The sequence below is a fragment of the Methylomonas methanica genome (assembly GCF_001644035.1).
Classification (GTDB): Bacteria; Pseudomonadota; Gammaproteobacteria; order Methylococcales; family Methylomonadaceae; genus Methylomonas; species Methylomonas methanica_A.
Genome location: NZ_LUUG01000139.1, coordinates 1 through 25,895, shown reverse-complemented (window position 1 = coordinate 25,895; position 25,895 = coordinate 1). Strand labels below are relative to the sequence as shown.

26 protein-coding genes are annotated in these 25,895 nt (G+C 50.3%); 6 read left to right on the top strand and 20 right to left on the bottom strand.

Going from position 1 to position 25,895, the window contains the following annotated elements:
* Positions 1-2 precede the first annotated feature (2 nt).
* The 11 genes from ispF to accA form a co-directional block, all read right to left on the bottom strand.
* A complete protein-coding gene (gene ispF, locus A1332_RS24135; RefSeq protein ID WP_064010930.1) occupies positions 3-476 on the bottom strand; it encodes a 2-C-methyl-D-erythritol 2,4-cyclodiphosphate synthase in 474 nt (157 codons plus the stop codon).
* Positions 473-1,168, bottom strand: coding sequence for a 2-C-methyl-D-erythritol 4-phosphate cytidylyltransferase (gene ispD / locus A1332_RS24130; RefSeq protein ID WP_064010929.1), 696 nt, complete (start codon positions 1,166-1,168; stop codon positions 473-475). The genes ispF and ispD overlap by 4 nt, the downstream gene beginning before the upstream one ends.
* Positions 1,169-1,173: 5 nt before the next feature.
* Entirely contained in the window at positions 1,174-1,443 is a 270-nt protein-coding gene (locus tag A1332_RS24125; RefSeq protein ID WP_026146944.1) for a septum formation initiator family protein, read from the bottom strand.
* 104 nt (positions 1,444-1,547) lie between these two features.
* The gene (gene eno, locus A1332_RS24120) at positions 1,548-2,831 is read right to left on the bottom strand and encodes a phosphopyruvate hydratase (protein WP_064010928.1); all 1,284 of its coding nucleotides are present in this window, start codon (positions 2,829-2,831) and stop codon (positions 1,548-1,550) included.
* A 9-nt stretch (positions 2,832-2,840) separates the two neighbouring features.
* Positions 2,841-3,674: a 3-deoxy-8-phosphooctulonate synthase gene (gene kdsA, locus A1332_RS24115; protein WP_064010927.1), complete on the bottom strand. Its 834-nt coding sequence runs from the start codon at positions 3,672-3,674 to the stop codon at positions 2,841-2,843.
* A gap of 12 nt (positions 3,675-3,686) precedes the next feature.
* Positions 3,687-5,324, bottom strand: a complete 1,638-nt coding sequence (locus A1332_RS24110) for a CTP synthase (RefSeq protein ID WP_064010926.1) — start codon at positions 5,322-5,324, stop codon at positions 3,687-3,689.
* A 129-nt stretch (positions 5,325-5,453) separates the two neighbouring features.
* Positions 5,454-6,926: a diguanylate cyclase domain-containing protein gene (locus A1332_RS24105; RefSeq protein ID WP_064010925.1), complete on the bottom strand. Its 1,473-nt coding sequence runs from the start codon at positions 6,924-6,926 to the stop codon at positions 5,454-5,456.
* A gap of 13 nt (positions 6,927-6,939) precedes the next feature.
* On the bottom strand, positions 6,940-7,137 hold the full coding sequence (locus A1332_RS24100) for a hypothetical protein (protein WP_064010924.1): 198 nt from the start codon (positions 7,135-7,137) through the stop codon (positions 6,940-6,942).
* A 2-nt stretch (positions 7,138-7,139) separates the two neighbouring features.
* On the bottom strand, positions 7,140-7,334 hold the full coding sequence (locus tag A1332_RS24095) for a hypothetical protein (protein WP_020482996.1): 195 nt from the start codon (positions 7,332-7,334) through the stop codon (positions 7,140-7,142).
* Positions 7,335-7,365: 31 nt separating this feature from the next.
* Positions 7,366-8,694 (bottom strand): tRNA lysidine(34) synthetase TilS, encoded by a 1,329-nt coding sequence (tilS, locus tag A1332_RS24090; protein ID WP_064010923.1) that lies wholly within the window; start codon positions 8,692-8,694, stop codon positions 7,366-7,368.
* A 66-nt stretch (positions 8,695-8,760) separates the two neighbouring features.
* A complete protein-coding gene (gene accA, locus A1332_RS24085) occupies positions 8,761-9,735 on the bottom strand; it encodes an acetyl-CoA carboxylase carboxyl transferase subunit alpha (RefSeq protein ID WP_064010922.1) in 975 nt (324 codons plus the stop codon).
* 88 nt (positions 9,736-9,823) lie between these two features.
* On the opposite strand from accA, the gene A1332_RS24080 reads away from it, so the two are divergent.
* A complete protein-coding gene (locus A1332_RS24080; RefSeq protein WP_064010988.1) occupies positions 9,824-11,134 on the top strand; it encodes a replication-associated recombination protein A in 1,311 nt (436 codons plus the stop codon).
* 229 nt (positions 11,135-11,363) lie between these two features.
* Here the strand turns inward: A1332_RS24080 and A1332_RS25800 are convergent, their stop codons facing one another.
* Positions 11,364-11,525 carry a hypothetical protein gene (locus A1332_RS25800; protein WP_197491552.1) on the bottom strand — a complete coding sequence of 54 codons (162 nt, stop codon included), beginning with the start codon at positions 11,523-11,525 and terminating at the stop codon, positions 11,364-11,366.
* Between the two features lie 379 nt (positions 11,526-11,904).
* Between A1332_RS25800 and A1332_RS24075 the strand changes: the two genes are divergently transcribed.
* Positions 11,905-12,552 carry a DUF2959 domain-containing protein gene (locus A1332_RS24075; protein WP_064010921.1) on the top strand — a complete coding sequence of 216 codons (648 nt, stop codon included), beginning with the start codon at positions 11,905-11,907 and terminating at the stop codon, positions 12,550-12,552.
* Positions 12,553-12,655: 103 nt separating this feature from the next.
* On the opposite strand, the gene A1332_RS24070 is transcribed toward A1332_RS24075, so the two are convergent.
* The 4 genes from A1332_RS24070 to A1332_RS24055 form a co-directional block, all read right to left on the bottom strand.
* The gene (locus A1332_RS24070) at positions 12,656-13,363 is read right to left on the bottom strand and encodes a dinitrogenase iron-molybdenum cofactor biosynthesis protein (protein ID WP_064010920.1); all 708 of its coding nucleotides are present in this window, start codon (positions 13,361-13,363) and stop codon (positions 12,656-12,658) included.
* 10 nt (positions 13,364-13,373) lie between these two features.
* Positions 13,374-13,682 carry a rhodanese-like domain-containing protein gene (locus tag A1332_RS24065; protein ID WP_020483003.1) on the bottom strand — a complete coding sequence of 103 codons (309 nt, stop codon included), beginning with the start codon at positions 13,680-13,682 and terminating at the stop codon, positions 13,374-13,376.
* Between the two features lie 36 nt (positions 13,683-13,718).
* Positions 13,719-14,294, bottom strand: coding sequence for a hypothetical protein (locus A1332_RS24060; RefSeq protein WP_064010919.1), 576 nt, complete (start codon positions 14,292-14,294; stop codon positions 13,719-13,721).
* 254 nt (positions 14,295-14,548) lie between these two features.
* Positions 14,549-15,358 (bottom strand): TOBE domain-containing protein, encoded by an 810-nt coding sequence (locus A1332_RS24055; protein WP_064010918.1) that lies wholly within the window; start codon positions 15,356-15,358, stop codon positions 14,549-14,551.
* A 258-nt stretch (positions 15,359-15,616) separates the two neighbouring features.
* Between A1332_RS24055 and A1332_RS24050 the strand changes: the two genes are divergently transcribed.
* The 4 genes from A1332_RS24050 to A1332_RS24035 are packed head-to-tail and all read left to right on the top strand — an operon-like array spanning position 15,617 to position 19,620.
* A complete protein-coding gene (locus tag A1332_RS24050; RefSeq protein WP_064010917.1) occupies positions 15,617-17,113 on the top strand; it encodes an alginate export family protein in 1,497 nt (498 codons plus the stop codon).
* Positions 17,114-17,149: 36 nt separating this feature from the next.
* Positions 17,150-17,923, top strand: a complete 774-nt coding sequence (gene modA, locus A1332_RS24045; RefSeq protein WP_064010916.1) for a molybdate ABC transporter substrate-binding protein — start codon at positions 17,150-17,152, stop codon at positions 17,921-17,923.
* Between the two features lie 30 nt (positions 17,924-17,953).
* Positions 17,954-18,382, top strand: coding sequence for a TOBE domain-containing protein (locus A1332_RS24040; RefSeq protein WP_064010915.1), 429 nt, complete (start codon positions 17,954-17,956; stop codon positions 18,380-18,382).
* A 56-nt stretch (positions 18,383-18,438) separates the two neighbouring features.
* Positions 18,439-19,620 (top strand): molybdenum ABC transporter ATP-binding protein, encoded by a 1,182-nt coding sequence (locus tag A1332_RS24035; protein ID WP_064010914.1) that lies wholly within the window; start codon positions 18,439-18,441, stop codon positions 19,618-19,620.
* A gap of 12 nt (positions 19,621-19,632) precedes the next feature.
* Here A1332_RS24035 and A1332_RS24030 read toward each other — a convergent pair whose 3' ends face one another.
* From A1332_RS24030 to A1332_RS25150, 4 genes are all read right to left on the bottom strand, one after another.
* Positions 19,633-20,400, bottom strand: coding sequence for an HAD family hydrolase (locus A1332_RS24030; protein WP_064010913.1), 768 nt, complete (start codon positions 20,398-20,400; stop codon positions 19,633-19,635).
* A gap of 268 nt (positions 20,401-20,668) precedes the next feature.
* On the bottom strand, positions 20,669-22,456 hold the full coding sequence (locus A1332_RS24025) for a S8 family serine peptidase (protein WP_082879863.1): 1,788 nt from the start codon (positions 22,454-22,456) through the stop codon (positions 20,669-20,671).
* 243 nt (positions 22,457-22,699) lie between these two features.
* Entirely contained in the window at positions 22,700-24,517 is a 1,818-nt protein-coding gene (locus A1332_RS24020) for a S8 family serine peptidase (protein WP_231890407.1), read from the bottom strand.
* 286 nt (positions 24,518-24,803) lie between these two features.
* Positions 24,804-25,511 carry a PEP-CTERM sorting domain-containing protein gene (locus A1332_RS25150; protein WP_157204111.1) on the bottom strand — a complete coding sequence of 236 codons (708 nt, stop codon included), beginning with the start codon at positions 25,509-25,511 and terminating at the stop codon, positions 24,804-24,806.
* Positions 25,512-25,895: the final 384 nt, after the last annotated feature.

Below are 25,895 nucleotides of genomic sequence, written 5' to 3'. Positions count from 1 at the left end.
AGTTACTTCTCAATCAACACCACCGCCTGCACGGCGATGCCTTCCTTGCGGCCTTCAAAGCCCAGTTTCTCTGTGGTGGTGGCTTTGACATTGATGAAATCGACATCGACAACCAAGTCGGCAGCGATGTTGGCTCGCATGGCCGGCACATGTGGCAGCATTTTCGGTGCCTGGGCAATGATGGTCACGTCGGCGTTGACTAATTTGTAACCTTTTTCCTGGACGATTTTATACACATGCCGCAGTAATACACGGCTGTCGGCACCCTTGAATTCGGGATCGGTATCAGGGAAATGCTTGCCGATGTCACCTAAAGCCGCAGCACCGAGAATCGCGTCAGCCAAGGCATGCAGCACCACATCGCCGTCGGAATGGGCTTCCAAACCTCTTTCATAGGGGATTTTCACGCCGCCCAAAATGATGTGGTCGCCGTCGTTGAAACGGTGGACGTCGTAGCCTTGGCCGACTCGGATCATGCTTGTTGCTCCATATAGAAGTGTGCCAGCGCCAGATCTTCGGGCCGGGTGATTTTGATGTTATCGGGGCGGCCTTCAACGATCTTCGGCTGAAAGCCCAACAGTTCCAGCGCACTGGCTTCATCGGTAACGGCCGGATTGCCTTCGGTTTGCTGCAAAGCATCGCGAAGCATGCCGTATTTGAACATCTGCGGCGTTAAAGCGCGCCAGACATGTTTGCGATCTATCGTCGCGGTAATCGTATCGCCGTCGACGTGTTTTAGCGTGTCGTGGGAGGACAGCGCCAGAATGCCGCCGACTGCATCGTCTTTTAGTGTGTCGATTTGCAGATGAATATCAGAAGCTGTCAGACAGGGTCGTGCCGCGTCATGCACCAATACCCAATCGTCTTCAGCAGCCTGGCCTTGCAAAGATTTCAGTGCCGACAGTACTGAGTCAGCCCGCTCCTTGCCGCCGGGCGCGGTAATTACATCTGGATGTTTAGAAACGTCCAATTCGGGCCAATACGGATCTTCAACTGAAATCGCCACCGCCACCGCTTGAAACGCGCCGGATTGCAACACGCGGTTTAAGGTATGTTCGATGACGGTTTTGCCGGCCAGCGGCAGATATTGTTTAGGGCGATCGGCTTGCATGCGTTTGCCAACGCCAGCTGCCGGGACAACTGCCCAGCATTTGAGAATTTGCTTCATGCTCTCTACTCAAGCACTTGAAAGAAAGTTTCGTTTTCCTTGATCATGCCCAGTTCGTAACGAGCGCGTTCTTCGATGGTTTCCAAACCACGGCGCAAATCCAGCACCTCGGCATACAAGGAATCGTTGCGTTCCTTTTTTTCCTGCGCTTCCTTGGTCAGGGTATCCAGGCGTTCCCGATAATCGCTAATCTGCGAGACGCTGGCATCACCCAGCCACAACCGATACTGGAAGTGAACAATTAGCAGAATGATGATGGCGATCAGGGTTTTAATGGCTGTTCTCGATCTGTAGGGTGGGTTGCGCCCGGAAAAACGCAACTCACCTTTTTAGGCCAACGCGTTGGGTTACGGCTTGTGCCTAACCCAACCTACGCTTTTTATTTCAGCATTTTGAACGCGCTGCGACCGGCATATTTGGCTTTGTCGCCCAACTCGTCTTCGATTTTCATCAGACGGTTGTATTTGGCAACCCGGTCGGAACGGCTCAATGAACCGGTTTTGATTTGACCGGTGCCGGTCGCAACTACCAAGTCGGCGATGGTAGTGTCTTCGGTTTCGCCGGAACGGTGAGAAACCACGGCACTATAACCCGCAGCAGCAGCCATATCGATAGACGCTAGAGTTTCGGTCAAGGTACCGATTTGGTTGACTTTGATCAGGATGGAGTTGGCGATACCTTTCTCGATACCTTCTTTCAGGATGGCAGGGTTGGTGACGAACAAATCGTCGCCGACCAATTGGATTTTGCCGCCCAATTTTTCGGTTTGATATTTCCAGCCGTCCCAGTCGTTTTCGTCCAGGCCGTCTTCGATGGAGATGATGGGGTATTTATCAACCCACGCTGCCAAGAAATCGACCATCTCTGTGGAGTTAAAGCTACGGTTTTCCGCAGACAGAACGTATTTACCGTCGTCGAAATATTCGGAAGCAGCAGCATCCATACCCAGATAGATATCAACACCTGCTTTGTAACCGGCTTTTTCGATCGCTTCCAGGATCACTTCGATGGCTTCTTCGTTGGAAGACAAGTTAGGCGCAAAACCACCTTCGTCGCCCACTGTGGTAGCCAAACCCCGGCTTTTCAATACTTTAGCCAGGTTATGGAAGACTTCGGCGCCGTAACGGATCGCTTCGCGGAAGGTTGGCGCGCCGACAGGCAGAATCATGAATTCTTGCAAATCAACGCTGTTATCAGCGTGCGAACCGCCGTTGATGATGTTCATCATCGGTACAGGCAGGATAAATTCGCCGGACTTGTTCAGGAATTTGTACAACGGTACGCCGGCTTCTTGAGCAGCGGCGCGTGCGGCAGCCATGGAAACGCCCAGGATAGCATTGGCGCCAATGCGGCTTTTGCTAGGCGTGCCGTCCAAGGCAATCATTTTTTCGTCCAATGCGGCTTGGTTGTTGGCATCCATACCCACGACGGCTTCGCGAATTTCGGTATTGACGAAGTTAACGGCATTCAATACGCCTTTGCCCAGATAACGGGATTTATCGCCGTCGCGCAATTCGATCGCTTCGCGTTCGCCGGTGGAGGCACCGGATGGCACCATTGCGCTGCCGATGATGCCGGATGCCAAATACACTTCCGCTTCAACGGTCGGGTTACCGCGTGAATCCAGAACTTCTCTTGCCTTTACGTCTACTATTCTTGCCATTATTTTGCCCTATAGTGTGGTTTCAATCAGGCTGGTGGATTTAACAGCCCGGTCTATCGTTACTAACATTTCCAATAATTCTTTCATGCGGTGCAAGGGCCATGAATTGGGACCGTCACTCAACGCTTCTTCGGGTTTGGGATGCGATTCCATAAACAGACCAGCAATACCCACTGCGACTGCGGCGCGAGCCAACACCGGTACATGTTCACGCTGACCGCCGGAGACATTGCCTTGCCCGCCCGGTAACTGCACGGAATGGGTGGCGTCGAATACCACCGGGCATCCGGTGTTGCGCATCACGGCCAAAGAACGCATGTCCGAGACCAAATTATTATAACCAAACGACACACCGCGCTCGCAAACCATGATTTGCTGATTGCCGGTGGCCTTGGCTTTGGCAGCGACATTGGCCATATCCCACGGCGCTAAAAATTGCCCTTTTTTGATATTTACGGGTTTGCCCAAGGCGGCGACACTTTGAATAAAATTGGTCTGGCGGCACAAAAACGCCGGGGTTTGCAGCACATCAACCACCGCCGCCACTTCTTCTAACGGTGTGTCTTCATGGACATCGGTCAAAACCGGCACATGCAATTGCTGTTTTACTTTTTCCAAGATCTGCAAACCTTTTTCGACACCCGGACCGCGAAAACTGCCCAGTGACGAACGGTTGGCTTTATCGAACGAGGACTTATAAATAAATGGAATATTCAACTCGTCGGCTATTTCTTTCAATTTACCGGCGGTATCCATGGTCATTTGTTCGCTTTCGATCACACAGGTGCCGGCGATCAGGAAAAACGGCTTATCCAGGCCGACTTCGAAATTACATAATTGCATGTTTAACCTTGTTTATGCCTTTAGAGGGTGCTTCTTGTGTTTGGCGGCCGCTTCGACAAAGCCTGAGAACAGCGGATGACCGTTGCGCGGTGTCGAGGTGAATTCGGGATGGAATTGGCAGGCCAAAAACCAGGGGTGATCGGGGAGCTCGATAATCTCCACCAAGCGGCCATCCAGCGATTTACCGGAGAAGCGCATACCGGCGGCTTCCAACTGTTTCAAATACTGATTGTTAAACTCGTAACGGTGGCGATGCCGCTCGGTGATGACATCTTTTTGATACAACTCGAACGCTAAGGAATCCGATTTTAAGCGGCATTTTTGCGCACCTAAACGCATGGTGCCACCGATGTCCGACCCTTCGTCACGCACGTTCAACTGCCCGGCCTCATCCATCCACTCGGTAATCAAACCGATAATGGGATGCGGGCTATTCGGTAAAAACTCGGTGCTGTGCGCGCCTTCCAAACCCACCACATCGCGAGCGAATTCGATCACCGCCGACTGCATGCCCAAGCAAATGCCCAGGTAAGGAATCTTGTTTTCGCGGGCGAAACGTACTGTAGAAATCTTGCCTTCCACGCCACGTTCGCCAAAGCCACCGGGTACCAAAATCGCATCGACATCTTTCAGCTTTGCCGTACCTTCGGCTTCGATGGTTTCAGAGTCGATATAAGTGATTTGTACTTTGTGACGGGTGTGGATACCGGCGTGAATCAAAGCCTCGTTCAAGGATTTGTAGGCATCGGTGTGATCGACATATTTGCCGACGATGGCGATGTTGACTTCATCGGTCGGGTGAGTCAAACCATCGACCACTTTCTCCCACGCCGACAAATCTGCCGGCGGCACATCGAGACGCAACTGGGCTACGACGATGTCGTCCAAGCCTTGTTCGCGCAGTAATAACGGGATGCGATAAATGGTGTCGGCGTCAATCGCGGAGATGACCGCTTTTTCATTGACGTTGGTGAACAAGGCGATTTTCTTGCGTTCGCTGGCCGGGATCGGCTGCTCGGAACGGCAAATCAGGATATCCGGCTGGATACCGATGGTGCGCAGTTCTTTGACGGAATGCTGGGTTGGTTTGGTTTTAATCTCGCCAGCCGACTTGATGTAAGGTACTAAAGTCAGGTGGATAAATACCGCCCGGTCCCGACCTAATTCAACGCCCATTTGCCGGATGGATTCCAGAAACGGCAAGGATTCGATGTCGCCAACCGTGCCGCCAACCTCTATCAGCGCCACATCGGTCCCTTCGGCACTGGCATAGACGCGGCGTTTAATTTCATCGGTAATATGCGGAATCACCTGCACCGTCGCGCCCAGATACTCGCCTTTACGCTCGTTGCGTAAGACTTGCTCGTAAACCTGGCCGGTGGTGAAGTTGTTTTTCTTGGCCATCGTGGTTTTTAAAAACCGCTCGTAATGGCCTAAATCCAGATCGGTTTCCGCGCCATCCTCGGTCACAAAGACCTCGCCGTGTTGAAACGGACTCATGGTGCCGGGGTCGACGTTGATGTAGGGATCGAGTTTGGTGAGAGTGACTTTCAGGCCGCGATCTTCCAAGATAGCTGCCAACGATGAAGCGGCTATCCCTTTTCCCAAGGATGAAACCACTCCGCCGGTGATGAATATGAATTTTGTCATGAACGTTTGGCGCCCTGTTTAGCGAATAGCAAGGGGGTCGAAAAGCGGCAAATTCTAACAGTTTTATAGCGCAATTGCCTTTTTAATTGCCAAAGCAAGCTCAGCCGGGGGCTAGATAACCGAAAAATATCAACGACATTTGGTCGTAAACACCAACTGATTTTTGCCGCGCTGCTTGGCCATATACATCGCGTCGTCGGCGCATTTAATCAACAATTCGGCTTCGGAATGATCGGTGGGATACATGGCAATGCCGATGCTGGCCCCTATTTTGACGGTCTCATTATGAATTAAAAACGCTTGATTAATGGCTTTCAACACATTTTGCGCCACTTGCTTGGCCGCCAATACCGAGTGTAGCGAGGTCAGAACAAATACGAACTCATCGCCACCCAAACGGGCGACGGTATCGACTTCGCGGCAACAATGCTCAAAACGCTTGGCCACTGCTTGCAGTAATTCATCGCCGGCATCGTGCCCCATTTCATCGTTTACATCCTTGAAACCGTCCAAGTCAAGAAACAGCACCGCCAAAAATGTCGAATCACGTTTGGCGCGCAACAAGTCTTGCCGTAAGCGCTCGACCAACAAACCGCGATTGGGCAAACCGGTGAGCTGGTCATGAAACGCCAGATACATTAATTGTTTTTCCTTACGCTCCTGTTCGCTGACATCGGTAATCGTGCACATAGTGATCTGATCGTTAAACTCGAACAGGGTTTGGGTGTTGATTTTCGCGACAAAGGTAGAGTTGTCGCGCCGTAACCCCAGCATTCGGGTGTTGTCCGCGACGATCAATTGCTTTAAAGGTTTACCGATCAAGACCTGCTCGCCGTATCCGAATAACTGACTGGCCGTCTTATTGGCGGAACGCACACATTCGTCACGACCATACAAAACGATGCCGGTCTCGATGGAATCGATGATATTGCGCAAGGCTTGAACATTGCCCTGGGATTGCTTGATTTGAGCCAACAGGCGTTTGCAGACCAGGGCAAAATTCAGCAATGCCAGCAGCAGCAAACTGGCTTGCAAGCTGCGCAAATAAAACACTTCCCTGGTAGCATTTAGCTCCAACGCGGTGGTCAGATCATTCATCAAAGCCAACAGTTGGGTGTTATGCATCAACAATGTCCGCAATGCCGACCGCAAAACCTCGGTATCAATCCCTACGCCACCCAACTCAACCGGCAATAAGCGTTTGTGGATCAGTGCCCAAAGCTGGGACGCCGAGCCGGTAATCATTTGCGTATTGGAAGCTTGGGCGGCAGCCAAGTAAACCGGTTTGCCATCACCGCTACTGGTAATACCGCCTTGCAAAAAACCGTTTAAGGTTTTATCGAACAAGTCGACGGCATTGGAAAATTCGGTAAAAGCGCTGAGCTTTTCCGTATCGGTTTGCGCGACATGCAACATCAGCAAAGATTTGGTCATCCGCTGTGACAACATGCGTTGGCGGCCGGATAAATTAATAGCCACCGCACTCTTTTCCAGCTTTGCGGAAATCCAAAAATTAAGCCCCAGCGCCACCGCATCAAACACGATGAATAGCACCACCGGAATGAAAATCGCCGGAAGTTTGCCGCGTGTCTTTTCGGTCATGTCAGGGTGCCGCTTAAAAGCCCTGGTCTACGCCATTTTGTAACTTGGGCCACGTGCTAAATGCAAACACCCAAATCATGATGATGTTAAGCACCGGCACCAATAAAACCAGCGTCCAGCGCCCGTCGAATCCGGCTTTTTCCAAAATTCGATAGCCCAGCCACAAGCAAAACAGCATGAATACCGGCAACAACACGAAAAATAGTTCCATGACTAGCCCTCCTTTTTTGCATTCGGCCATTCTTGGAAAGCCAGTTGCAAAAACACGATCAGCAATCCAAAGACCGGCAAAAACACCAATGCCGCCCACGCCGGATTCAGACCGGCTTTTTTATAGATCAAGATCGCCGGGATTGCGATCATCATGCCCACGATCATGGCCTGAAGTATCTCGGGAAACATCAACATGACACCTCCTAACGGTTTTCGTTACCTATCATTACATGCTTTCGGACACTCGCCAATCCAATTGGTAACAACTGTCCGCCGCGCTGAGCCACGCCCATTCGGCAATCCATAAGTCGGCGACCGCCGCCAGACGACCATCCAGATAAATCAAGGGCCTAATGTCTCTTTCCCAAGGCGGAACCCCAGCCTCCTGGTAGAGTTTTTTTAGACAATGATGGCCGGCTCGACCAGGCAATTTAAGCTTTTCCCCGCCTCGCCTTGGCTCCACCGTCACTTCCGCATTATTCCACAAGTTTTTGGATAGCCCAGCCGATGCAGTGTTTCTGGACAACACATAGCCATTGCTTAAGATTATCCGCTCCTGCTCTTGTATCCACGGCTTTGTCTGAGTTTCCTTTTGCAAGCATTGCTCAGGGATGCAATACAATTTTTGCCGATATTTTCTGATGATGCTGCCCTGGATACATACTTGCGCCGCTGCATCGCCCCGCCCACAGACCAGCTGCTCGACCAGCGTTTGCAACACCGCCTGACTCGGCGGCTTCACACCCATGCGGCGCAACCAGTGTCGCAAGAGACAATTCAATTGCGTCGCCGTGATCGCTGATAAATCGGCGACATTGAAACTGCCATCGGTCGGATCGAAAACCGTCGGCAAGGTCTTTTTCGCCCAAGCCTCTATCATCTGTGCCGCGTCGCCACAGTGCTTGGCCGAACGCGCAACCGTTTTATCCAGCGCCGGCCAGCGCTGTTTCAATACCGGCAGGATTTCGTTACGCAGGTAGTTGCGGTCAAAATCGCTACTTTGGTTGCTGGGATCTTCCACCCATTGCAAACCATGTGCTTGCGCATACCGCTGTATATCGACCTTGGCCACATCCAACAGCGGCCGCAGCATTTGTCCCTTCCCAAAAACACTGGCAATCGGCATGCCGGCCAAGCCTGATACACCGGCGCCTCTGAACAATTGCAGCAACAACGTTTCCATCTGGTCCTCGCGGTGCTGGGCCAGCAGGATAATATCGTCGACACCTAATAGTTGCCGCAGCGCCCGATAGCGCGCCTCGCGGGCCGCGGCTTCCGGGCTTTCGCCGCTACCGGCCCGCGCATCCACCGTTAGCAATTGAAAATCTGCACCTAAGCTTTCTGCTTGCCGGCGACAATGTTCGCCCCATCCCGCTGACTCAGCTTGCAAGCCGTGATCGACATAAACGGCGACGATCTTGCCGGCGAGCGCAGGCAAGCCCACGCATAAATCCAGCAGCACAGTCGAGTCCAAACCGCCGCTATAGGCGACGAACACTTTCCGGCACGTGGCAGGCAATAAAGCAGCAACAGTCTGCGGATTGAGATCGGGCATGGTTTACTCACAAAAAAGGCCGATTTGACTCGGCCTTTTATTGAACAACTAAATTGACTGACAGTTTTATTTGACTGGCTCTTCGATGTAGGAGCCAAATCGCATAATGCGTTGATAGCGCCTTTCCAACAGCAAATCCATATTTTCCGCCTGTTGCTGCAGATCGTTAAGATGCCTGACCAACGCGTCTTGCAGATTTGCGGCAATCTTTTCGAAATTGCGATGACCACCACCAACCGGCTCGCGAATCACTTCATCCAGAAATCCTTGCTCACGTACGCGGTCCGAGGTAATACCCATCGCTTCCGCCGCCAATTGGGCTTTGTCGGCGCTTTTCCATAGAATCGAGGCGCAACCTTCGGGAGAGATAACCGCATAGGTACTGTATTCCAGCATCAATAATCTATCGCCCACACCGATAGCCAAAGCCCCACCGGAACCGCCCTCACCGATCACGGTGCAGATAACCGGTGTTCGCAGTTTGGACATTTCGAACAGATTACGGGCGATAGCCTCGCTTTGCCCCCGCTCTTCGGCGCCAATACCCGGATAAGCGCCTGGAGTATCAATTAGACAGATGATAGGCAGTTTGAAACGCTCGGCCAGCTTCATCACGCGTAACGCTTTACGATAACCTTCCGGACGCGGCATGCCGAAATTACGATAAATTTTTTCTTTGGTATCCCGGCCCTTCTGATGGCCGATCACTACAACCGGCTGCCCCAGCAAACGCGCCATCCCGCAGACTATCGCCGGATCGTCGGCATATGAGCGGTCACCGTGCAGCTCGTGGAATTCCGTGAATATCAGATCGATATAATCCAAAGTATACGGCCGGCCGGGATGCCGGGATAATTGCGATATTTGCCAGTCCGACAAATCCGCGAAAATACTTTCGGTCAAACTCTCGCATTTCTGTTCGAGTTGCTTCAAGGTTTCGGAAATGTCGAAATTATTGTCCAGCTCTACCTTACGCAGCTCTTCTATCTTGGCCTGGAGTTCGGCAATCGGCTGTTCGAAATCTAAGAATTTTAAATCCATGTCAATCCGGCATTAGAATCAATAAAATGGCCGGCAATTCTAATGAAAAATGCCGTCATTGCCTATTTGTTTTACCGAGCCCCTGCAAATGAAGAATGCTACCGCCTTTGATAATACCGCCTATGCGCCGCTTGCGGCCAGAATGCGGCCGACTACGCTGGACGATTTTATCGGTCAGCAGCATCTGCTGGGCAAGGGCAAATCGCTGCGCGTGGCTATAGAACAAGGTGCACCGCACTCGCTAGTGTTTTGGGGCCCGCCGGGCGTTGGCAAAACCACTTTGGCCAAAATCATCGCCGCCAACGCGCATTGCCATTTCATCGAATTGTCGGCGGTGATGGCTGGCGTGAAGGAAATCAGGGCGGCGGTAGCCGAGGCGGAAGAGGTTAAACACAGCCGCAATCTGAATACCGTGGTGTTTATCGACGAAATTCACCGCTTTTCCAAAAGCCAGCAAGATTCGTTGTTGGCGCCCATCGAAAGCGGCGCGATTATTTTATTCGGCGCCACCACGGAAAACCCTTCCTTCGAATTGAATAACGCCTTACTGTCCCGACTGCGGGTCTACGTGATGCGCAGTATCGAATCAGAGGATCTGGAAACCTTGCTGCATAACGCTTTGACCGACACAGCACGCGGGCTGGGCAGCCGCAATTTGCTGATTGACTCGGAAGTGTTGACCATGATCGCCAAGGCCGCCGACGGCGACGCCCGCCGCTGTTTAAACATCCTGCAAATCGCCGCCGATCTGGCGGAAAACATCGACGGCCGGGAAACCGTGAATCGCGATATATTGGACGAAGTGTTATTGGGCCATGCCAATCGCTTCGACAAGGGCGGCGATATTTTCTACGATCAAATCTCTGCCTTGCATAAATCGGTGCGAGGTACCGACCCGGACGCCGCGTTGTACTGGTTTGCCAGAATGCTGGACGGCGGCTGCGATCCTTTGTATATCGCCCGCAGAGTTATTCGGATGGCATCCGAAGACATAGGCAACGCCGACCCGAGAGGCCTGGAATTGGCGTTGAATGCTACCAACGCTTACGAGCGGCTGGGCAGTCCCGAAGGCGAACTATCGCTGGCGCAAGCCATCGTTTACCTGGCCTGCGCGCCGAAAAGCAATGCGGTTTACGTGGCCTACAAAGCCGCCATGGCGGACGCTCGCAACAGCGGCTCGCTGGAAGTACCCATCCATTTACGCAATGCGCCAACCAAGTTAATGAAGGAACTGGGACACGGCGCGGACTATCGCTACGCCCATGACGAGAAAAACGCTTATGCCGCCGGCGAAAACTATTTCCCTGAATCCTTAAAAGCCCGGCAGTATTATTTTCCGGTGGAACGTGGTTTGGAAATAAAAATAAAAGAGAAGCTGAGTTTCTTGCGGAAATTATAAGAATTGAAGCCTGGATGCAATCTTTTGGCGTCGATAATTTTAACTACAGCGAAACAACGTTAAGAACTCGATTATAACTGGAATATATGGATAGCGAAATTAGCTGATTCGCTCCGCGCTTATGGTAGCGAGCAAAAAAAACTCCCGTAAACCAGGGAAGCTACGGGAGTATGGAAGCAAACGAATGATGGAAGATCGTTTGCAAGTCTCTGACTATAGGAGAAAACTTTCAATTCTTAACTGCTTGAGCACGATTATTTAATAAAATCGTGCTCCATACTGCGGCCACCCCAAACATCATTGTTGACAATATAAATTGTCCTGAAACAAAAGCAACTATACCTAAAAAAGATACAGAACCAATAAACATGTCTTTTTTTAATTCGTTCATTTGCGCCACCTAATATAAAAAATAATAATTAAAACTGTTAATAATTTTTTAAATCATCCCAAAACTTCTTCAAAGCCCTGTTCGAAAACGTGGCTTAAGTAAAACTCAAAATCGAACCATCCGCCACCGGCAATAGATAAATTTTGAATAGCAATCGCATTATTTAACTTTAGATATTATTGAGATCCGCTGTAACCCTGATTAACTCTGACGTTTGCTTGTCTATGTTTATTGCGTTTTAAAACTCAATGCCGAATATGTGATTTTATTCACAATCGCATACTTGCACGCTGTCTACCTGCTAAGAACCCAGCAACCGAGCTAAGTTGAACTACACCGACTCCAGCTTATAATGCACCCATCAATCCAAGGAGCTTTTATGAAATTCAGTTCGCGTTTTATGTTGTTTTTGTTGACGTTTGGCTTAGCAGCCTGTTCCAGCGCGTATTACAGCGGCCTGGAGAAAATCGGCATTCCCAAACGCGAAGTGATGGTGCATCGCGTGGAAAAAGCCCGCGATACCCAGGAGGAAACCAAGCAACAATTTAAGTCGGCGCTCGAACAATTCACCGTGATGACCAATTTTAAAGGCGGCGATTTAGAAGCCACCTACAATAAACTTAATGGTGAATATGAGGCCAGTGTAAAAAAGGCCGAGGAGGTTAATAAGCGCATCGCCGATATAGAAGACGTCTCCAGCGCACTGTTCAGCGAATGGGAAACCGAGCTGAGCCAATACAGCAATGCCTCGCTAAGACGAAACAGTCAGCAAAAGTTGACTGCCACCAAAGCGCATTATCAACAACTGATTGCGGCAATGCGCAAAGCCGAAACCAAAATAGAGCCGGTACTCAGCGTGTTTCGAGACCAGGTGCTGTATCTGAAACACAACCTGAATGCTCAAGCCATCGCCTCGCTAAAAGGCCAGTTGGACTCGGTTAAATCGGATGTATCGGCTTTGGTGGTGGAAATGGAAAAATCGATTAATGAGGCGGACGCGTTTATCAAGACCATGGAAAAGCAATAGCGCTTCGCTATCGAACTATTCTGATCGAAGCTAACCGGGACTATTTCCGCCCCGAAAAACTTACCCTCTCAGCGGAGAGGGTAAGACGCACAATTTTCGAATCTTATTCCTGATGAGCAAACCGCTTCCGCTCCTCGGCACTTTTACCGAGGGCTTTCGCCATCCAAGGCGGTGCGGCATCGAACACTTTCTGAAACTCGGTGAGTTTCTCCACCGCGTCGATTACATCGGGTTCCTTAATCGGATAAATATCGGCACGAATCACCTTGGCCGCTGCCGGTCCGCCGATCGACTGCACGAACAGTACATGGCAATCCTTGATCATATTGGCCCGAAATAGATTTCTGTCGTCCGCACTATCGGCTTCTACAGTAGAGCGAATGTCGATCAAGCGCATATCGCTTTTGGACAATTGATAGACCAAAAAGCGAATGCAGGAACCAAAATGCCCATTCAATAGCTGACCGCTATTAGAGGCTATCGCCACCCGAATCGATTCCGGAATATCGCCCTCCTTGTAAGGCATGATTTCCGGCAAGCCTTCATCTTCATCTTCCTCGCCCCACAAATACCTGACCGCCAGTTTGATGTTTTCCAGGCCGATGCCAATATCTTCGCCGTCTTCCTCGCCATCCAGACTACCGATGCCGGTCTTCAGGTTGGTGACGGTAATCGATTTCAGTTTCTCGTCGTCCAACGGCGAGCCGACTTTCTCGTGCAACACACCGATCAACTTCGGCACATCCACTCCCGGCAAAATCCGCGAAGCCAGCGCGATACGCAAAGCCAGATCTCGTGATAATTGTTCCATAGCGTCACCCTTAAAGTTTGTGCTGTTCTTTCCAGTCGGCATAACCGCCGGCCAAGCTGTAGACTTGTTGAAAACCGAAATCGCCAAACATTTCAGCCAAATGTTCGCTGGCATGGCCGTAATAGCAATAGATCAGCAAGGGCTTGGCCTTGTCGGCTTTTTTCAGCAGCGAATCGCGCAATTGCTCGTGGACATGCATGGCATTTTCGATATGCCCCGCCCGGTAATCCTTAAGATCGCGACAATCCAGAATCATCGGTTGCTGCTCCGCAATCAGCTGTTCGGAATCGGCCGTGGAGATAGTTTTGAAATTTTTCATAGCACTAACATCCTCACAAGGCTCAAGACACCAAACCTAAACCGGACCACCGGCTAAATCTTTTTTAACTTCGATAGTTTGCGAAAGAGCAGTCTCCAAACTGATAGGCTCGGCTTTGATTTTATAGCCCTTAGCCGCCTCGTATGCGGTGATGACCTTGTCTTCGCCGGACTGGCCCTTCAGGTCGGATTTTTCAATATAAAGCTCTTCCAACATCAAGTTCCAGATCATACCTTCCTGATGAGGCAATAAATTGAAAACCACGCCATCTAAAACGATTTGCATCGGCTTAGCGATGTTTTGCACGTAAAACAGGGTGGCGGTTTCCGGGGTCAGCGCCTCTTTATATTTTTCGACGAATACCGGTAAGTCTTCCAATTGGAAAAACAGGCCGTTGATGAACAAAATCTTGTCGGCATCGGCCAAAATCGCTGATTGATTAATCACCATCTCCGGGGTTTTCCGGTCACGGATATTCGTCGACCCTTCACGCAACTCACCTTCGACTAACACCAAGTCGCCGCGAAACGCGGAAAGCCCGGCAGTGCTGGTTTTGCCGACTAAGGTGGTAATCCATAAAAGCCCTTGGCTGTCGTATTTTTCAAGTAGCATTTGCTTAAATCCCCAATGAAAGGTAATGAATGAAAAGTATTTAACAGCTTGCAAGCAAAACACTTGCCAGGACGATTAAAACCACATCAAAGCCATGGTTGATACGGTTTTTACTCGGTTTTTAGATGCGAATAGTTCGTAGAAATATGCAGTTTGGCAGCGGCGCGATCCGACAATGTCGTAAACACGACAATTATCGAATGATGATTATTTAAGATTTGTAGGATTTATAACGAATATTCTTATCGACCTAGCTAACGGTCACCGGCAGGCATCGCCGCAGCCAGGATCACGGCATTACTCTTAAATACCGCTGTAGCAGTGGCACCCGGTTTGAGCGCAAGAGCCTCAGCACTGACCTGCGTAATACTAGCGGCAATGGTTTCGCCGCTGGGCAGTTGGATGATCACTTCAGAATCCACACCATCAAAATGGATGCGAATCACACGGCCAGCCAGACGATTCCGCGCCGACAGTCCACTAAGCCCGCCATCATCACCCAACACCAAAATATCCGGCGCATTGACCAGCACCACTGCGTCGCCGCCTATCTTCAATTTCAAGTTTACGAACGTTGTCAACGGCACGCTGGCGACAACTTGCTCTCCACCCTTCAATGACACAAACACTTCGGCGTTTACCGCGCCAGAGTTGATCCGTGCAATCGTACCGAACAGCTGGTTTCTGGCACTGGTTTTGATCACCTGTCGTTTCAACAAAAGCATTACATCCGGATCGTCGATCAAGCTTTGATTGAGTTGCTGCAAAAGGGCGCGATGCTGATCCTCTAGGCGGGTGAATAACTTAAGCAAGGACAAACCCGCCGCCGTGAGCGTGGTACCGCCTCCCTTGCTGCCGCCCGTCGCGGTGGCTATTAAAACCTTCGGAGCCAGGTTATTTGCACGCTCTATCATCTGCCATGCGCCTTTGTAGCTTAATCCGGCCTGCTTGGCGGCTTGATTGATCGAACCGCTTTGCTCTATTGCACGCAGCAAGCTGATCATGCGTTTATCCAAGATGCCAGCTAGGCGTAATTCGCCTTCAAGCCAAGGTGGCTCCGGCATGTTTCGATTTTTCTCTACTGTAGACATTATTCAATTGATCTATCTAATTTTTAATGGCCTATTTAAAGAACGCACTGCCGACTACCATTATTTCCCCAAATGAAATAAGTTATTTTTGCATTTCGTTATTTACTTTTGTACATAACGAAAAGTAGACTGCAAGCACTCCCTGGTTGCGATGAACACCCCAGCAAAATCTCCCAACAGCCGGGACATTATCATAAACCCAACACATTTAACCGGCTTAATAGGTGAACTATGTTCCGCAAAAACTGCAATCGCAAAGCATCTTTACTCGTTGCACTGAAAGTGATCGCAGCGAACAGTCTTGACATTGGCGTTAGTGAGGCGGCGGAAAGTAAAACCTACAGCAAGCCCCCCATGGCCGCCTTTTCCAGTCAGATGCCGGATGCCTTGCTGGGCAATGATAAATTCGAAAAGCCGGTCTGGAATCTACATGACACGCTTAATCTTCCGAAATGGCTGGATGCATCTTTAGAGCAGCGCACCCGCTACGAAACCATGGACGGTAATTTCAAGGCGAACGGCCGAGGCGGCGATCAGCAGATTGCCTTACAAACCGCGCTGTGGCTCCAAGCACATATTGCTAAGTTCAGGATCGGCGCAGAATTTTTGGACGCGCGCGCGTTAGGCGCCGACAGCGGTTCCGGTGTGAATAACACCCATGCTGATGAAGCGGACTTCATTCAAGGTTATGCGGCGTGGGCAGACCAAAATCTGTTTTACAGCGGTATCGGCGCTGAAATTGTGGCCGGCCGACAAACGCTAAACCTGGGTAGTCGCCGTTTAATCGCCCGCAATGCGATGCGCAACGATATCAACAGCTTTACCGGCGTAAAGCTGCGGCTGCTGAATTATGACACTTGGCAATTCACTGGTTTTGTGACAATGCCGGTCAACCGCTATCCGACCGCCGCAGTAGATATTCTGAACGAGGTCCATGAGTTCGACGAGGAAGATACCCACACCTGGTTTTCCGGTGGTTTCTTGGAGCTTTACAACCTGGCCTGGGGCATCAACAGCGAGGTTTATCTGTACAACCTTGACGAGGGCGACAGTATCCGCAACCCAACCCGCAATCGCCGCTACTTCACGCCCGGCGTGCGTTTTTATCTGAAACCCAAGAAGGCTAACTTCGACTTTCAATTGGAAACTATCGGTCAACTCGGCACCGTCCGCTCCAGCACCGCCGCCAACAATGGCCGCGATTTGGAGCACGCCGCCTGGTACCAGCACGCCGATGTCGGCTATACCTTCGACGCCCCTTGGTCTCCCCGTTTCGCGTTGGAATACGACTACGCCAGCGGTGATGAAAACCCTAATGACAATCAAGACCAGCGCTTCGACACCTTGTACGGTGCCCGACGCTTCGAGTTTGGCGCGACCGGTATGTATGGTGCGTTCGCCCGCAGCAATATCAGTAGCCCCGGCTACCGAATCGTCGCTGCGCCGCGTAGCGATGTGCAACTCGGTGTAAGTCATCGCTTCTACTGGCTGGCATCCGACCGGGACAGTTGGACCACGGCCGGTTTGCAAGATACCAGCGGCCGTAGCGGTGATTTTGTCGGCCAACAATTGGAATTGACCGCGCGTTGGGATTTTAACAGCAGCCTGAATTTCGAAACCGGCTGGGCGCATTTATTCAAGGGTGAATTTGCTAAAAGAGCGCCGTCGGCACCGACTATTAAAGAGGACGTCGATTATGTTTACGTGCAGAGCCAATTACGGTTTTAGCCACTACCGATCAACTTTTCATTGAGGAGAAATACCATGTCGTTTATCGCTTTAAACCGGATTATTTTAGCTTTATCGCTACTGTCGAGCGCGTTTGCGCAGGCCGATACCACGTTGGTTGCAGTGGCCTCGGATTTCACCAAACCGATGACCGAAATTGCAGAGGCTTTCGAGAAAACCACCGGCCACAGTGCCAAGCTGTCTTTCGGATCATCCGGCAAAGCTTTCGCACAAATCCAAAGCGGCGCTCCGTTTGAAGTTTATCTATCGGCTAGCGAAAAATACCCTTTGGAATTGGAAAAATCCGGTCATGCCGTGCCAGATAGCCATTTTGTTTACGCAATCGGTAAGTTGGTGCTGTGGTCACCGAAACCAGGCTATGTCGACGAACAAGGAGCAATTCTGAAAACCGGCACCTTTAAACATATCGCTCTGGCCGACCCTAGTCACGCCCCATACGGTGTTGTCGCCGAAGAAGTAATGAGCCATATCGGGGTAGTAGACAAATTACGCCCTCTATTTGTGATGGGGGAAAACATCTCGCAAACTTACCAGTTTGTCAGTACGGGTAACGCCGAACTGGGTTTCGTCGGATTGGCGCAAGTCATTGACGTCAATACAGGCAAAATCGCTAGCGGGTCAGGTTGGGTCGTACCTGATAATCTGCATAGTCCCTTCAATCAAACGGCCTCTCTGCTAACAACCGGGGCAGACAACCCGGCGGCATCAGCATTGCTAAATTTCCTTAAATCTCCAGCGGCATTGTCAATTATCGAAAAATACGGTTTTGGCATACCCAAACAACCCTAAATCATCATTTATAACTCTACAGGAATCATCATGAAAGCAAGCGCACGTAACCAATTTTCCGGCACCGTCACGGAAGTCACCATCGGTGCAGTCAACGCCGAAGTGCATGTCGGTTTGAAAGGCGGCGAAACCATAGTCGCCTCGATTACCAAAGACTCCGTCGAAACCTTGGCGATAGAAACCGGCAAGAAAGTCATCGTGTTGGTAAAAGCGCCCCAAGTCATCGTTGTCACCGATTTCGGCGGCTATCGGATTTCGGCGCGTAACCAATTGGCAGGTACGGTCACTGACGTTAAGGCGGGCACGGTCAACACCGAAGTGGATATCGCCCTGCCCGGCGGCGACAAAATCGCAGCAACCGTTACTAACGATAGCGTGGAAACCTTGGGACTACGCAAAGGCAAAACCGCCACGGCAGTCTTCAAAGCCGGCGCGGTGATTCTCGGCGTGCAGGGTTAATATTGCGATCGGCCCGGCCAACGGGGCCGGGTCGGCTTTAACCACCGGAGGTGGTCATGCTGCTGGAAATGAATGTCAAACTGCGTCGCGGTCATTTCGACCTCAGCACGCAGTTATCGGTCGGCGAGATCAGCGTCGGTCTGTTCGGACAATCCGGTGCCGGTAAAAGTACCTTACTAGGCTTGATCGCCGGTACCATTCAGCCGCAAAGCGGACATATTTCGCTGGACGGCAAAATCTTGTTCGACAGCCGCAAGGGCATCGTGATGCCGCGCGAACAACGGCCGATAGGCGCGGTATTGCAGAGCGATTGCGCCGACGCCACGGAAACCGTGCGCGACAATTTGACCGCCAGCTATTACCGCACCCTCAAGCAGCGCCGGCTGTTCAAGCCGGACTATTTAATCAATTTACTGGAACTGGTCGCCAACCTGGATCAACCCATCGAACGGCTCTCGGTCGGCGAACGCCAGCGGGTGGCGCTGGCCCGTTCTCTGCTGAAATCGCCGAAGTTGTTATTGCTTGACGAGACTTTCGCCGCTATCGGCCACGGTTACCGCTCGCAACTACTGCCGATTTTGAAACGCCTGCAAGACGAATTCGGCTTGCCGGTACTGTATGCCAGCCAGTCGCTGGGCGAGATTCTGGAATTGACCGATCAATTGATCGTGCTGGAGCACGGCCAGGTGCTGCGTAGCGGCTCCTTGCGCGAAGTGGCTAAACATCAAGGCATCTTGCGCTATCTGGGTATCCGCCAAATCGACAACATCCTACCGATCAGTATTCGCAATCACGATTACCAGGCGGGTTGCAGTATGGCGGATAGTTTCGGTCTGCCGCTGGCATTGCCGCTGCGTCCGCAATTTGCAATCGGCAGCCAGAGCCAGGTATCGATACGCGCCAACGACATTGCGCTGTCGCGAGCTTATATCGATGGCATCTCCATTCAGAATCAGTTAAAAGGTCGAATATGCGCTATCATCCCCAGCGGCGAAAGTTTAATCGTGCAGGTTGATTGCGGTGGTACCTTGTTGGTGGAAATTACGCCGGGTGCCTGTCAGTGCATGGCTTTGCGGGAAGGCGACGTGGTGTATTGCCTGATTAAAACCCACGCCATCGTCTATCTGTCCGAACTGGACGCCCTACCCTATCAACGTATTGTCAGCCACGGCGACGGTTACTACTATTTGAACGATGCCGACGCCGAAACCAGCCGTGTTTTGGAATACCGTTACTGAACTCGGTACCGCCTATACGGCACCCAAACTGTCGCTGAGAAAAGTCTCTAACTGCTGTAGCACGATTGCTTGCTCCGCTGCAACAGAGTGGTCTGCGGCAAGGTTATAACCCCATAGCGCGAAAAATAACTTCACATCGGCCAGCTCCGGGTGTTTTTTTACACCCTCCAGAGCCGGTAGGCGATCCTCGGTAAAATAAATCGGCTGGCCCGGATGCTGGGCTTTTAAACCTTTCAGGATGTCAGGTTTGCTAAGCTTGCGGTCCATCCCGAAAATTCGTTCGTCGGCCAACTCAATCTGGTTGGCGCTAAGAATTTCCTTCACGAAGCGCTCTTGTTTGGTGGTAATCACGCACCAAAAATGCCGTTGTCCCAAGTCACGCAGTTTTTCCGCAACACCGGGATACAAGGGATTCTTGGCTATCCAATCGGCACGATCACTGGCAATCCAGTTATCACGGGTTTCGCCGAACAGCTTTTTCAAATCGTCGATGCTTAAATGGATTTCGTCCAACATCCTTTGCACTTTAGCGGCGTAATTGGCGTAAATAGCGGCAGTACTTTTGCCCAGATACATGAGGCGAATGATCAGAATCGCTTCGTAACCCGTCTCTATAATCGGCCGCACTTCGCGAAACTGCTCGACGATAGCCTGAGGTACTGCGTCAGGCATGTCTTTCCAAATAGTTGTGCCGGCTTTCCAGCCGGTGATCGCGGTTTCAATCGCGCTGTCGCAGACAACGCCATCAAAATCCAGCGCATAAATAATCGAATGGTTCATTTGAAAGGGAAGCTTAGGTTCACGGAAGATGGCGGCTATTGTAACGGATGGCGCTGCGGATAATCTTGATTGCGTCGCAAAACCCGCCGGGAATCACGCCACTCGCAATCATCAAAACTAGAGTCGATGCCGAGTGTGATTCAGTCGCGTAACTACCAGCACTTGCCTTTCACTGGTCCAATCCTGGGCGGCGTGGATTTGCCGTCTGCCACCAGTTTGAGCGAAATATTGCTGGCGGCAGGCGATACAAATCCCCTGAGGTGTGAGCTTATTTGGTCACTTGTATACTGGCAGTGCCTGAATTACCAGACGTATCCGTCGCAATCACTTTAATACTATGGTTACCCGCCGAGGTTTTTTTGGCGTTCCAGCTATAACTCAAACTGCTGCCGGTCGTTGAAGCAACCAACTTCGTATCGATATAAATCTGCACCTTGGCAACCGCCACATTATCTTTTGCCGAAACAGAAACCGCTACCAAGCCACTAACTTTAGTACCGTTCAATGGGTTAGAAATATTAACCGTGGGCGCGATCAAATCAGCAGATGTCGTATTGCCAGTAGACCCGCCGGTAGCGTTTTGATTCTGTACGCTAACAGTCACGACAGCAGATGAACCAGTATTTCCAGCCGAATCGATTGCGCCAGCCGTTAAAGTGACGTTGCCATTGGCTAGGCTACTGGTATCCCAGCTAAATTGATAGGGTGCGACGCCGTCGGTTCCGACCAACTTACCATTGGCAAACAGTGAGACTTGGTTGACTGCAACATTATCGCTGGCTGCCACCGCCACTGAAACCAGACCACTAACCACAGCGCCAGCAATTGGGGATAGAACAGCAGTCGCCGGAGCTTGGGTATCCAACGAGACGGTATTGATGGCAGCCTTGATTGCGTTGGCCGCGTTAACGCGCCCGTAGCCGTAGTTCGGGTCAAAACTAACACCAGTTACCTTATCCGCAGAACTTTTCAATATTTTTTCGACATTATCAGGCGTAAGTTTCGGATTGGCAGCCTGAATCAGTGCCACCACACCAGCAGCGACCGGCGTGGCAAGCGAGGTACCGTACCAAGCAGCATAGGTGCCGCCATTGTTGGTCGTCGGAATGGATACGCCCGGCGCCGCAATATCGATATATTTGCCGTAATTCGAGAAGCTGGCTTTTACGTCATTAGCATCCGTAGCGGAAACGGCAATCAAGTTCACGCTATCCGCAAGCCCCGGATCCGTGCCAGCATTGCCGGCAGCCACCAATACCAAACCGCCTTTACTTCGCATGTATTGAGCAGCTGAGATTACCGTGGCACTGTCGCTTGCGGCATAGCTGAGATTCGCGACGTCGGCACCGTTATCGGCGGCCCAGTTCAAACCGCGGGCAACGTCACTCCAATACGCATAACCACCGGCATCATTGGTAATCCTGATAGGCATGATTTTGGCGTTCCATGCCACACCTGCGACACCGCTGGCATTATTGGTGACGGCAGCGGCGGCACCCGCCACGGCAGTACCATGTCCATTAATGTCAGTAGTGATCGAACCACTGTCTACCGCGTTCCATCCCGGCACCATATGCGCCGCTAAATCTGGATGTGAACCATCCACACCGCTATCAAGTATCGCAATAGTAATACCGTCTGCTTTTGAGACATCCCATGCACTAGGGCTCTGGATTTTGGATAAATGCCAGGCATTGGCAAATTGTGGATCGTTGGGAACGGCGCTCAGTGGCATAGCCATATCCAATTCGGCAAACTCGATATGGGGATTTTTTGATAAGGCCCGCACCACGGCAGTCTCAGCATGTTCAGGAACACTGATAATATGGATAGCCGAACTACCGATTTTTTCAGCAATACCACTGCCATTGAAACGCAGAATTTTTTTAAACTCGGCGTCAGGCAGTCCAGCTTTGGGCTGGACTAATATCTGTCCGGACTTCCAAGCTTTGCCGGCCGGTAAATTCGCTACAGTATTCGGAAGTGCTTGCCCATAAGCGAATCCGATAGGCAAACTGAACAAACTTACAACCACAATATCCTTAACTCTAAGCATCACAATCCCGTCTATTGAATAAAATCAAGCAAATCGATTATTGTAAGAGGCTCGGACTAAAAACTTTATTAAGAACAGATTAAAACTCCTGCCCATCTTTCGCGAATAGCCTCGCCAGAGTTGATCAAGCGATCTGTTTATGGCGACTTGTCGCGATAAAAAAGGGGCGGAATACGCCCCTTGTACAGATTGGCTTGCAGAATGCTGCCAACAAAATTGTTGGCAGCATTCTGGAGACAAACGCTACTTACTTACTAGGATGCTCACGGTAGCCGTTTTATTAGATGTATCGGTAGCAACCGCTTTGATCGAATGACTGCCAGCAGCCACTTTCTTGACGTTCCAGCTGTAACTCAAGGTTTTGCTGGTTGTAGACGACACCAGCTTGCTGTCAATATAAAGTTGTACTTTAGCGACGGCAATGTCGTCATTAGCAGCAACAGAAATATTCACTACGCTTCCACTCACTTTCGCGCCATTAACCGGGTTGGAAATGGTCACGGTTGGAGCGGCTTGATCCGTGTTGGTTACGGTGGTTTGATTTTGTACGTTCACGGTCACGGCACTTGATGAGCCTTGGTTTCCGGCAGAATCGGTAGCTACTGCGGTTAAATTTATATTACCGTTTGCCGCAGTGGTTGAATCCCAGCTGAAGGTGTAAGGCGCAGTGCCGTCTGTGCCGACCAGTTTACCGCCCGCATAAAACGAAACCTGACTGACTGCAACATTATCGCTGGCGTTTACAGCTACAGAGGTCAAGCCACTGACCACAGATCCGGCGCCAGGAGATGCAATGATAGCCGCAGGTGCCAGAGTATCTTTAGCCACTGTATTAAGCGCCAATTGCACGGCTGCACTAGCATTGATACGTCCATAGCCAAAGTTTGGATCAAAATTAAGGCCTGATACTTTATCGGCAGAATCCTTTAGCACTTTTTCGACATCCGCAGGAACCAAATTGGGATTTGCGGCTTGAATCAACGCGACTACACCGGCTGTCACAGGACTAGAAAACGAGGTCCCGTTCCAATTGGCATACCCACCACCTCTAAGAAGCGTTGCTATATAGGTGCCAGGCGCGGCGACATCTATAAAAGCGCCATAGTTGGACCAACTGGCTTTAGCATCATTCCCGTCGGTTGCTGAAACAGAAATCATGTAGGGGTTATTGGTATAGCCCGGATCTACGCCGTCATTAGCGCCCGCGACGACCACTAATCCGCCTTTGGAATTCATATACTGGGCCGCCGATGACACCGCCGAGCTACCACTCACCCCATAACTGATATTTGCGACATCGGCTCCATTGTCAGCCGCCCAACTCAGACCACGCGCAACGTCACTCCAGTAAGCGTATCCCGTTGAATCGTTGGTAATTCTGACGGGCATTATTTTAGCGTTCCAGGCCACTCCAGCAACGCCAACAGAGTTATCGGTGACAGCCGCTGCCGTACCCGCAACCGCAGTACCATGACCATTGATGTCGGTAGTGTCGGAGCCTCCATCCACGGCATTCCACCCCGGAATCATATGATTAGCCAAATCCGGATGCGAACCATCAACGCCACTGTCCAGAATGGCAATCGTAATGCCATCAGCTTTGGAAACATCCCATGCGCCAGGCGTTTGTATTTTTGCTAGATGCCAAGCACCAGCAAAGTTTGGATCATTTGGAGTAGTCGCGCTCATTGGCTGTGCCATATCCAACTCAGCAAACTCAATATGGGGATTTTTTGATAGCGCCCGCACCACCGCTTCTTCCGCTTGCTCAGGAACGCTAACAACATGAACCGGCAAATTACCTATTTTTTCGTTACTTTTACCTTGATTACCGCGCAGAATTTTTTCAAATTCCGCATCAGTCAAACCGGCATTGGGCTTAACTAAAATTTGCCCTGGTTTCCAGGTTTTTGCGACGTTACCAGCCGATGCGGGCATCTGCTGCATATCTTGGTTTATCTGCTGGACTTCTTGCTCAAGCAAGTATTTGTCAAGATAGATGATGGCGGGCACTGCTAGAAGTGCAACGCCCAAGGTTATGTATAAATTTTTTTTGTTCATGACTGTTTCCCTGATTTTATTTTAAATATCCAATTCTTAAAAAGCTCTTCCTTGGATTAAGTCTTTCAAGACGTCAGCTGATTTTTATTTTGAATTGAATTGCTAAATCAGCTGTTTGCTTGGAAGAAAGTCTAAAAAAACTGGGCTGCCATTACTGTGATTTTGCTTTCAGAATCACAATGGCAACAACGGGATAACACACATTGTTCAAACTACTAGACAATTACTGGATAAAAAAAACGCCGGTTAAACCGGCGTTTTTTATGCGTCTAAAAAAATCAGACCGTCAGACTTTGGATTTACGTGTTAAGCCCATGCCCAACAAACCCATCCCTAACAAAGCCACAACGCTTGGCTCCGGTACGCTACCTTGACCGCCGCCGCCGCCATCGCGAGTGTAGTTACCGACCAGGAAGCCACTATCAGAACAACCACTACAACCAGCAGTATTTAGTGACTGCAAGTGGGCACCTAATTGGCCGGCAGGCAAAGTAGCTTCTGTGCTTTGCAATGCTGCAGCCGAATAAAAGTCGTCTAAAGTCCAATTGCGGTTCAACGTTGCGGTAAACAACAAATCCACAGCATTAGTTACATTGTTTGTATTGCCTGGTGGATCAACAGCTTCGAATATAAATGTAGGATTGAAGTTCCCCCCTCCGACCGTTGACGCTGGGTTGTTGATAACCCACCCTGTCGGTGAGAATCCACCAAATGTCACATTGCTAGGGTTGACTGAGGATGCCAAGTTGAAATAAAACTCATCAAGCTTTGCATTTGGATGCAGAGGCGATGCGACATCTACTGTCCAGCTGGCTACTGTATCAACTACACTGATTCCAACGTTGATGAATAAATTATCCGGGTTTGCAGTTCTGGGATCGCCAGTTAAGCTGCCCGTCACGCTGAAGGAAGCCGCTTGAACGCCTCCCCCGAAAATTGCAGTTGACGATAAAAACCCCGCCAAAAGCATGTGTTTAATAATTTTAGTTTCCATAATCCCCCCTATATAAACTTGTAACAACTTTGAATGGTCCCATTGGCTCCGTCTTGGTAAAAACGCCACTAGATCATGGAATAACTAAAGCAAACAATGAGCCAAAAAAAATAATTCAAATTAAAAACAAGCATTTAAAAAAAATACATCATTTCTAAACAGTCTGAAACAACGTTAACTGTAAATTTTTACGTCAGCATTTGATTACATTGACTACATATCAATTAATAGCTCGTCTCAACGTAAATGACGAACATCTAAGTCAAATCATCAACTTAACGACTTCACAGTAGCTATTGACCTCAGCTGATTACTTGACAAATCCAGCATTAAATAGATCTTGCAAAGCTCTTTCCAAGAAAAATACGAGAAATAGTCAAATCT

What these genes read in the sequence shown, in the direction of transcription:
- A1332_RS24070 (WP_064010920.1), bottom strand. Translation starts at nt 13,363, where the DNA reads ATGGAACAATTATCACGAGATCTGGCTTTGCGTATCGCGCTGGCTTCG.
- A1332_RS24035 (WP_064010914.1), top strand. Translation starts at nt 18,439, where the DNA reads ATGCTGCTGGAAATGAATGTCAAACTGCGTCGCGGTCATTTCGACCTC.
- A1332_RS24080 (WP_064010988.1), top strand. Translation starts at nt 9,824, where the DNA reads ATGAAGAATGCTACCGCCTTTGATAATACCGCCTATGCGCCGCTTGCG.
- A1332_RS24105 (WP_064010925.1), bottom strand. Translation starts at nt 6,926, where the DNA reads ATGACCGAAAAGACACGCGGCAAACTTCCGGCGATTTTCATTCCGGTG.
- A1332_RS25800 (WP_197491552.1), bottom strand. Translation starts at nt 11,525, where the DNA reads ATGAACGAATTAAAAAAAGACATGTTTATTGGTTCTGTATCTTTTTTA.
- A1332_RS24050 (WP_064010917.1), top strand. Translation starts at nt 15,617, where the DNA reads ATGTTCCGCAAAAACTGCAATCGCAAAGCATCTTTACTCGTTGCACTG.
- A1332_RS24055 (WP_064010918.1), bottom strand. Translation starts at nt 15,358, where the DNA reads ATGCCGGAGCCACCTTGGCTTGAAGGCGAATTACGCCTAGCTGGCATC.
- tilS (WP_064010923.1), bottom strand. Translation starts at nt 8,694, where the DNA reads ATGCCCGATCTCAATCCGCAGACTGTTGCTGCTTTATTGCCTGCCACG.
- kdsA (WP_064010927.1), bottom strand. Translation starts at nt 3,674, where the DNA reads ATGCAATTATGTAATTTCGAAGTCGGCCTGGATAAGCCGTTTTTCCTG.
- A1332_RS24025 (WP_082879863.1), bottom strand. Translation starts at nt 22,456, where the DNA reads ATGCTTAGAGTTAAGGATATTGTGGTTGTAAGTTTGTTCAGTTTGCCT.
- A1332_RS24100 (WP_064010924.1), bottom strand. Translation starts at nt 7,137, where the DNA reads ATGGAACTATTTTTCGTGTTGTTGCCGGTATTCATGCTGTTTTGCTTG.
- ispD (WP_064010929.1), bottom strand. Translation starts at nt 1,168, where the DNA reads ATGAAGCAAATTCTCAAATGCTGGGCAGTTGTCCCGGCAGCTGGCGTT.
- modA (WP_064010916.1), top strand. Translation starts at nt 17,150, where the DNA reads ATGTCGTTTATCGCTTTAAACCGGATTATTTTAGCTTTATCGCTACTG.
- A1332_RS24020 (WP_231890407.1), bottom strand. Translation starts at nt 24,517, where the DNA reads ATGAACAAAAAAAATTTATACATAACCTTGGGCGTTGCACTTCTAGCA.
- A1332_RS24040 (WP_064010915.1), top strand. Translation starts at nt 17,954, where the DNA reads ATGAAAGCAAGCGCACGTAACCAATTTTCCGGCACCGTCACGGAAGTC.
- A1332_RS24060 (WP_064010919.1), bottom strand. Translation starts at nt 14,294, where the DNA reads ATGCTACTTGAAAAATACGACAGCCAAGGGCTTTTATGGATTACCACC.
- A1332_RS24030 (WP_064010913.1), bottom strand. Translation starts at nt 20,400, where the DNA reads ATGAACCATTCGATTATTTATGCGCTGGATTTTGATGGCGTTGTCTGC.
- A1332_RS25150 (WP_157204111.1), bottom strand. Translation starts at nt 25,511, where the DNA reads ATGGAAACTAAAATTATTAAACACATGCTTTTGGCGGGGTTTTTATCG.
- eno (WP_064010928.1), bottom strand. Translation starts at nt 2,831, where the DNA reads ATGGCAAGAATAGTAGACGTAAAGGCAAGAGAAGTTCTGGATTCACGC.
- A1332_RS24065 (WP_020483003.1), bottom strand. Translation starts at nt 13,682, where the DNA reads ATGAAAAATTTCAAAACTATCTCCACGGCCGATTCCGAACAGCTGATT.
- A1332_RS24075 (WP_064010921.1), top strand. Translation starts at nt 11,905, where the DNA reads ATGAAATTCAGTTCGCGTTTTATGTTGTTTTTGTTGACGTTTGGCTTA.
- ispF (WP_064010930.1), bottom strand. Translation starts at nt 476, where the DNA reads ATGATCCGAGTCGGCCAAGGCTACGACGTCCACCGTTTCAACGACGGC.
- A1332_RS24110 (WP_064010926.1), bottom strand. Translation starts at nt 5,324, where the DNA reads ATGACAAAATTCATATTCATCACCGGCGGAGTGGTTTCATCCTTGGGA.
- A1332_RS24095 (WP_020482996.1), bottom strand. Translation starts at nt 7,334, where the DNA reads ATGTTGATGTTTCCCGAGATACTTCAGGCCATGATCGTGGGCATGATG.
- accA (WP_064010922.1), bottom strand. Translation starts at nt 9,735, where the DNA reads ATGGATTTAAAATTCTTAGATTTCGAACAGCCGATTGCCGAACTCCAG.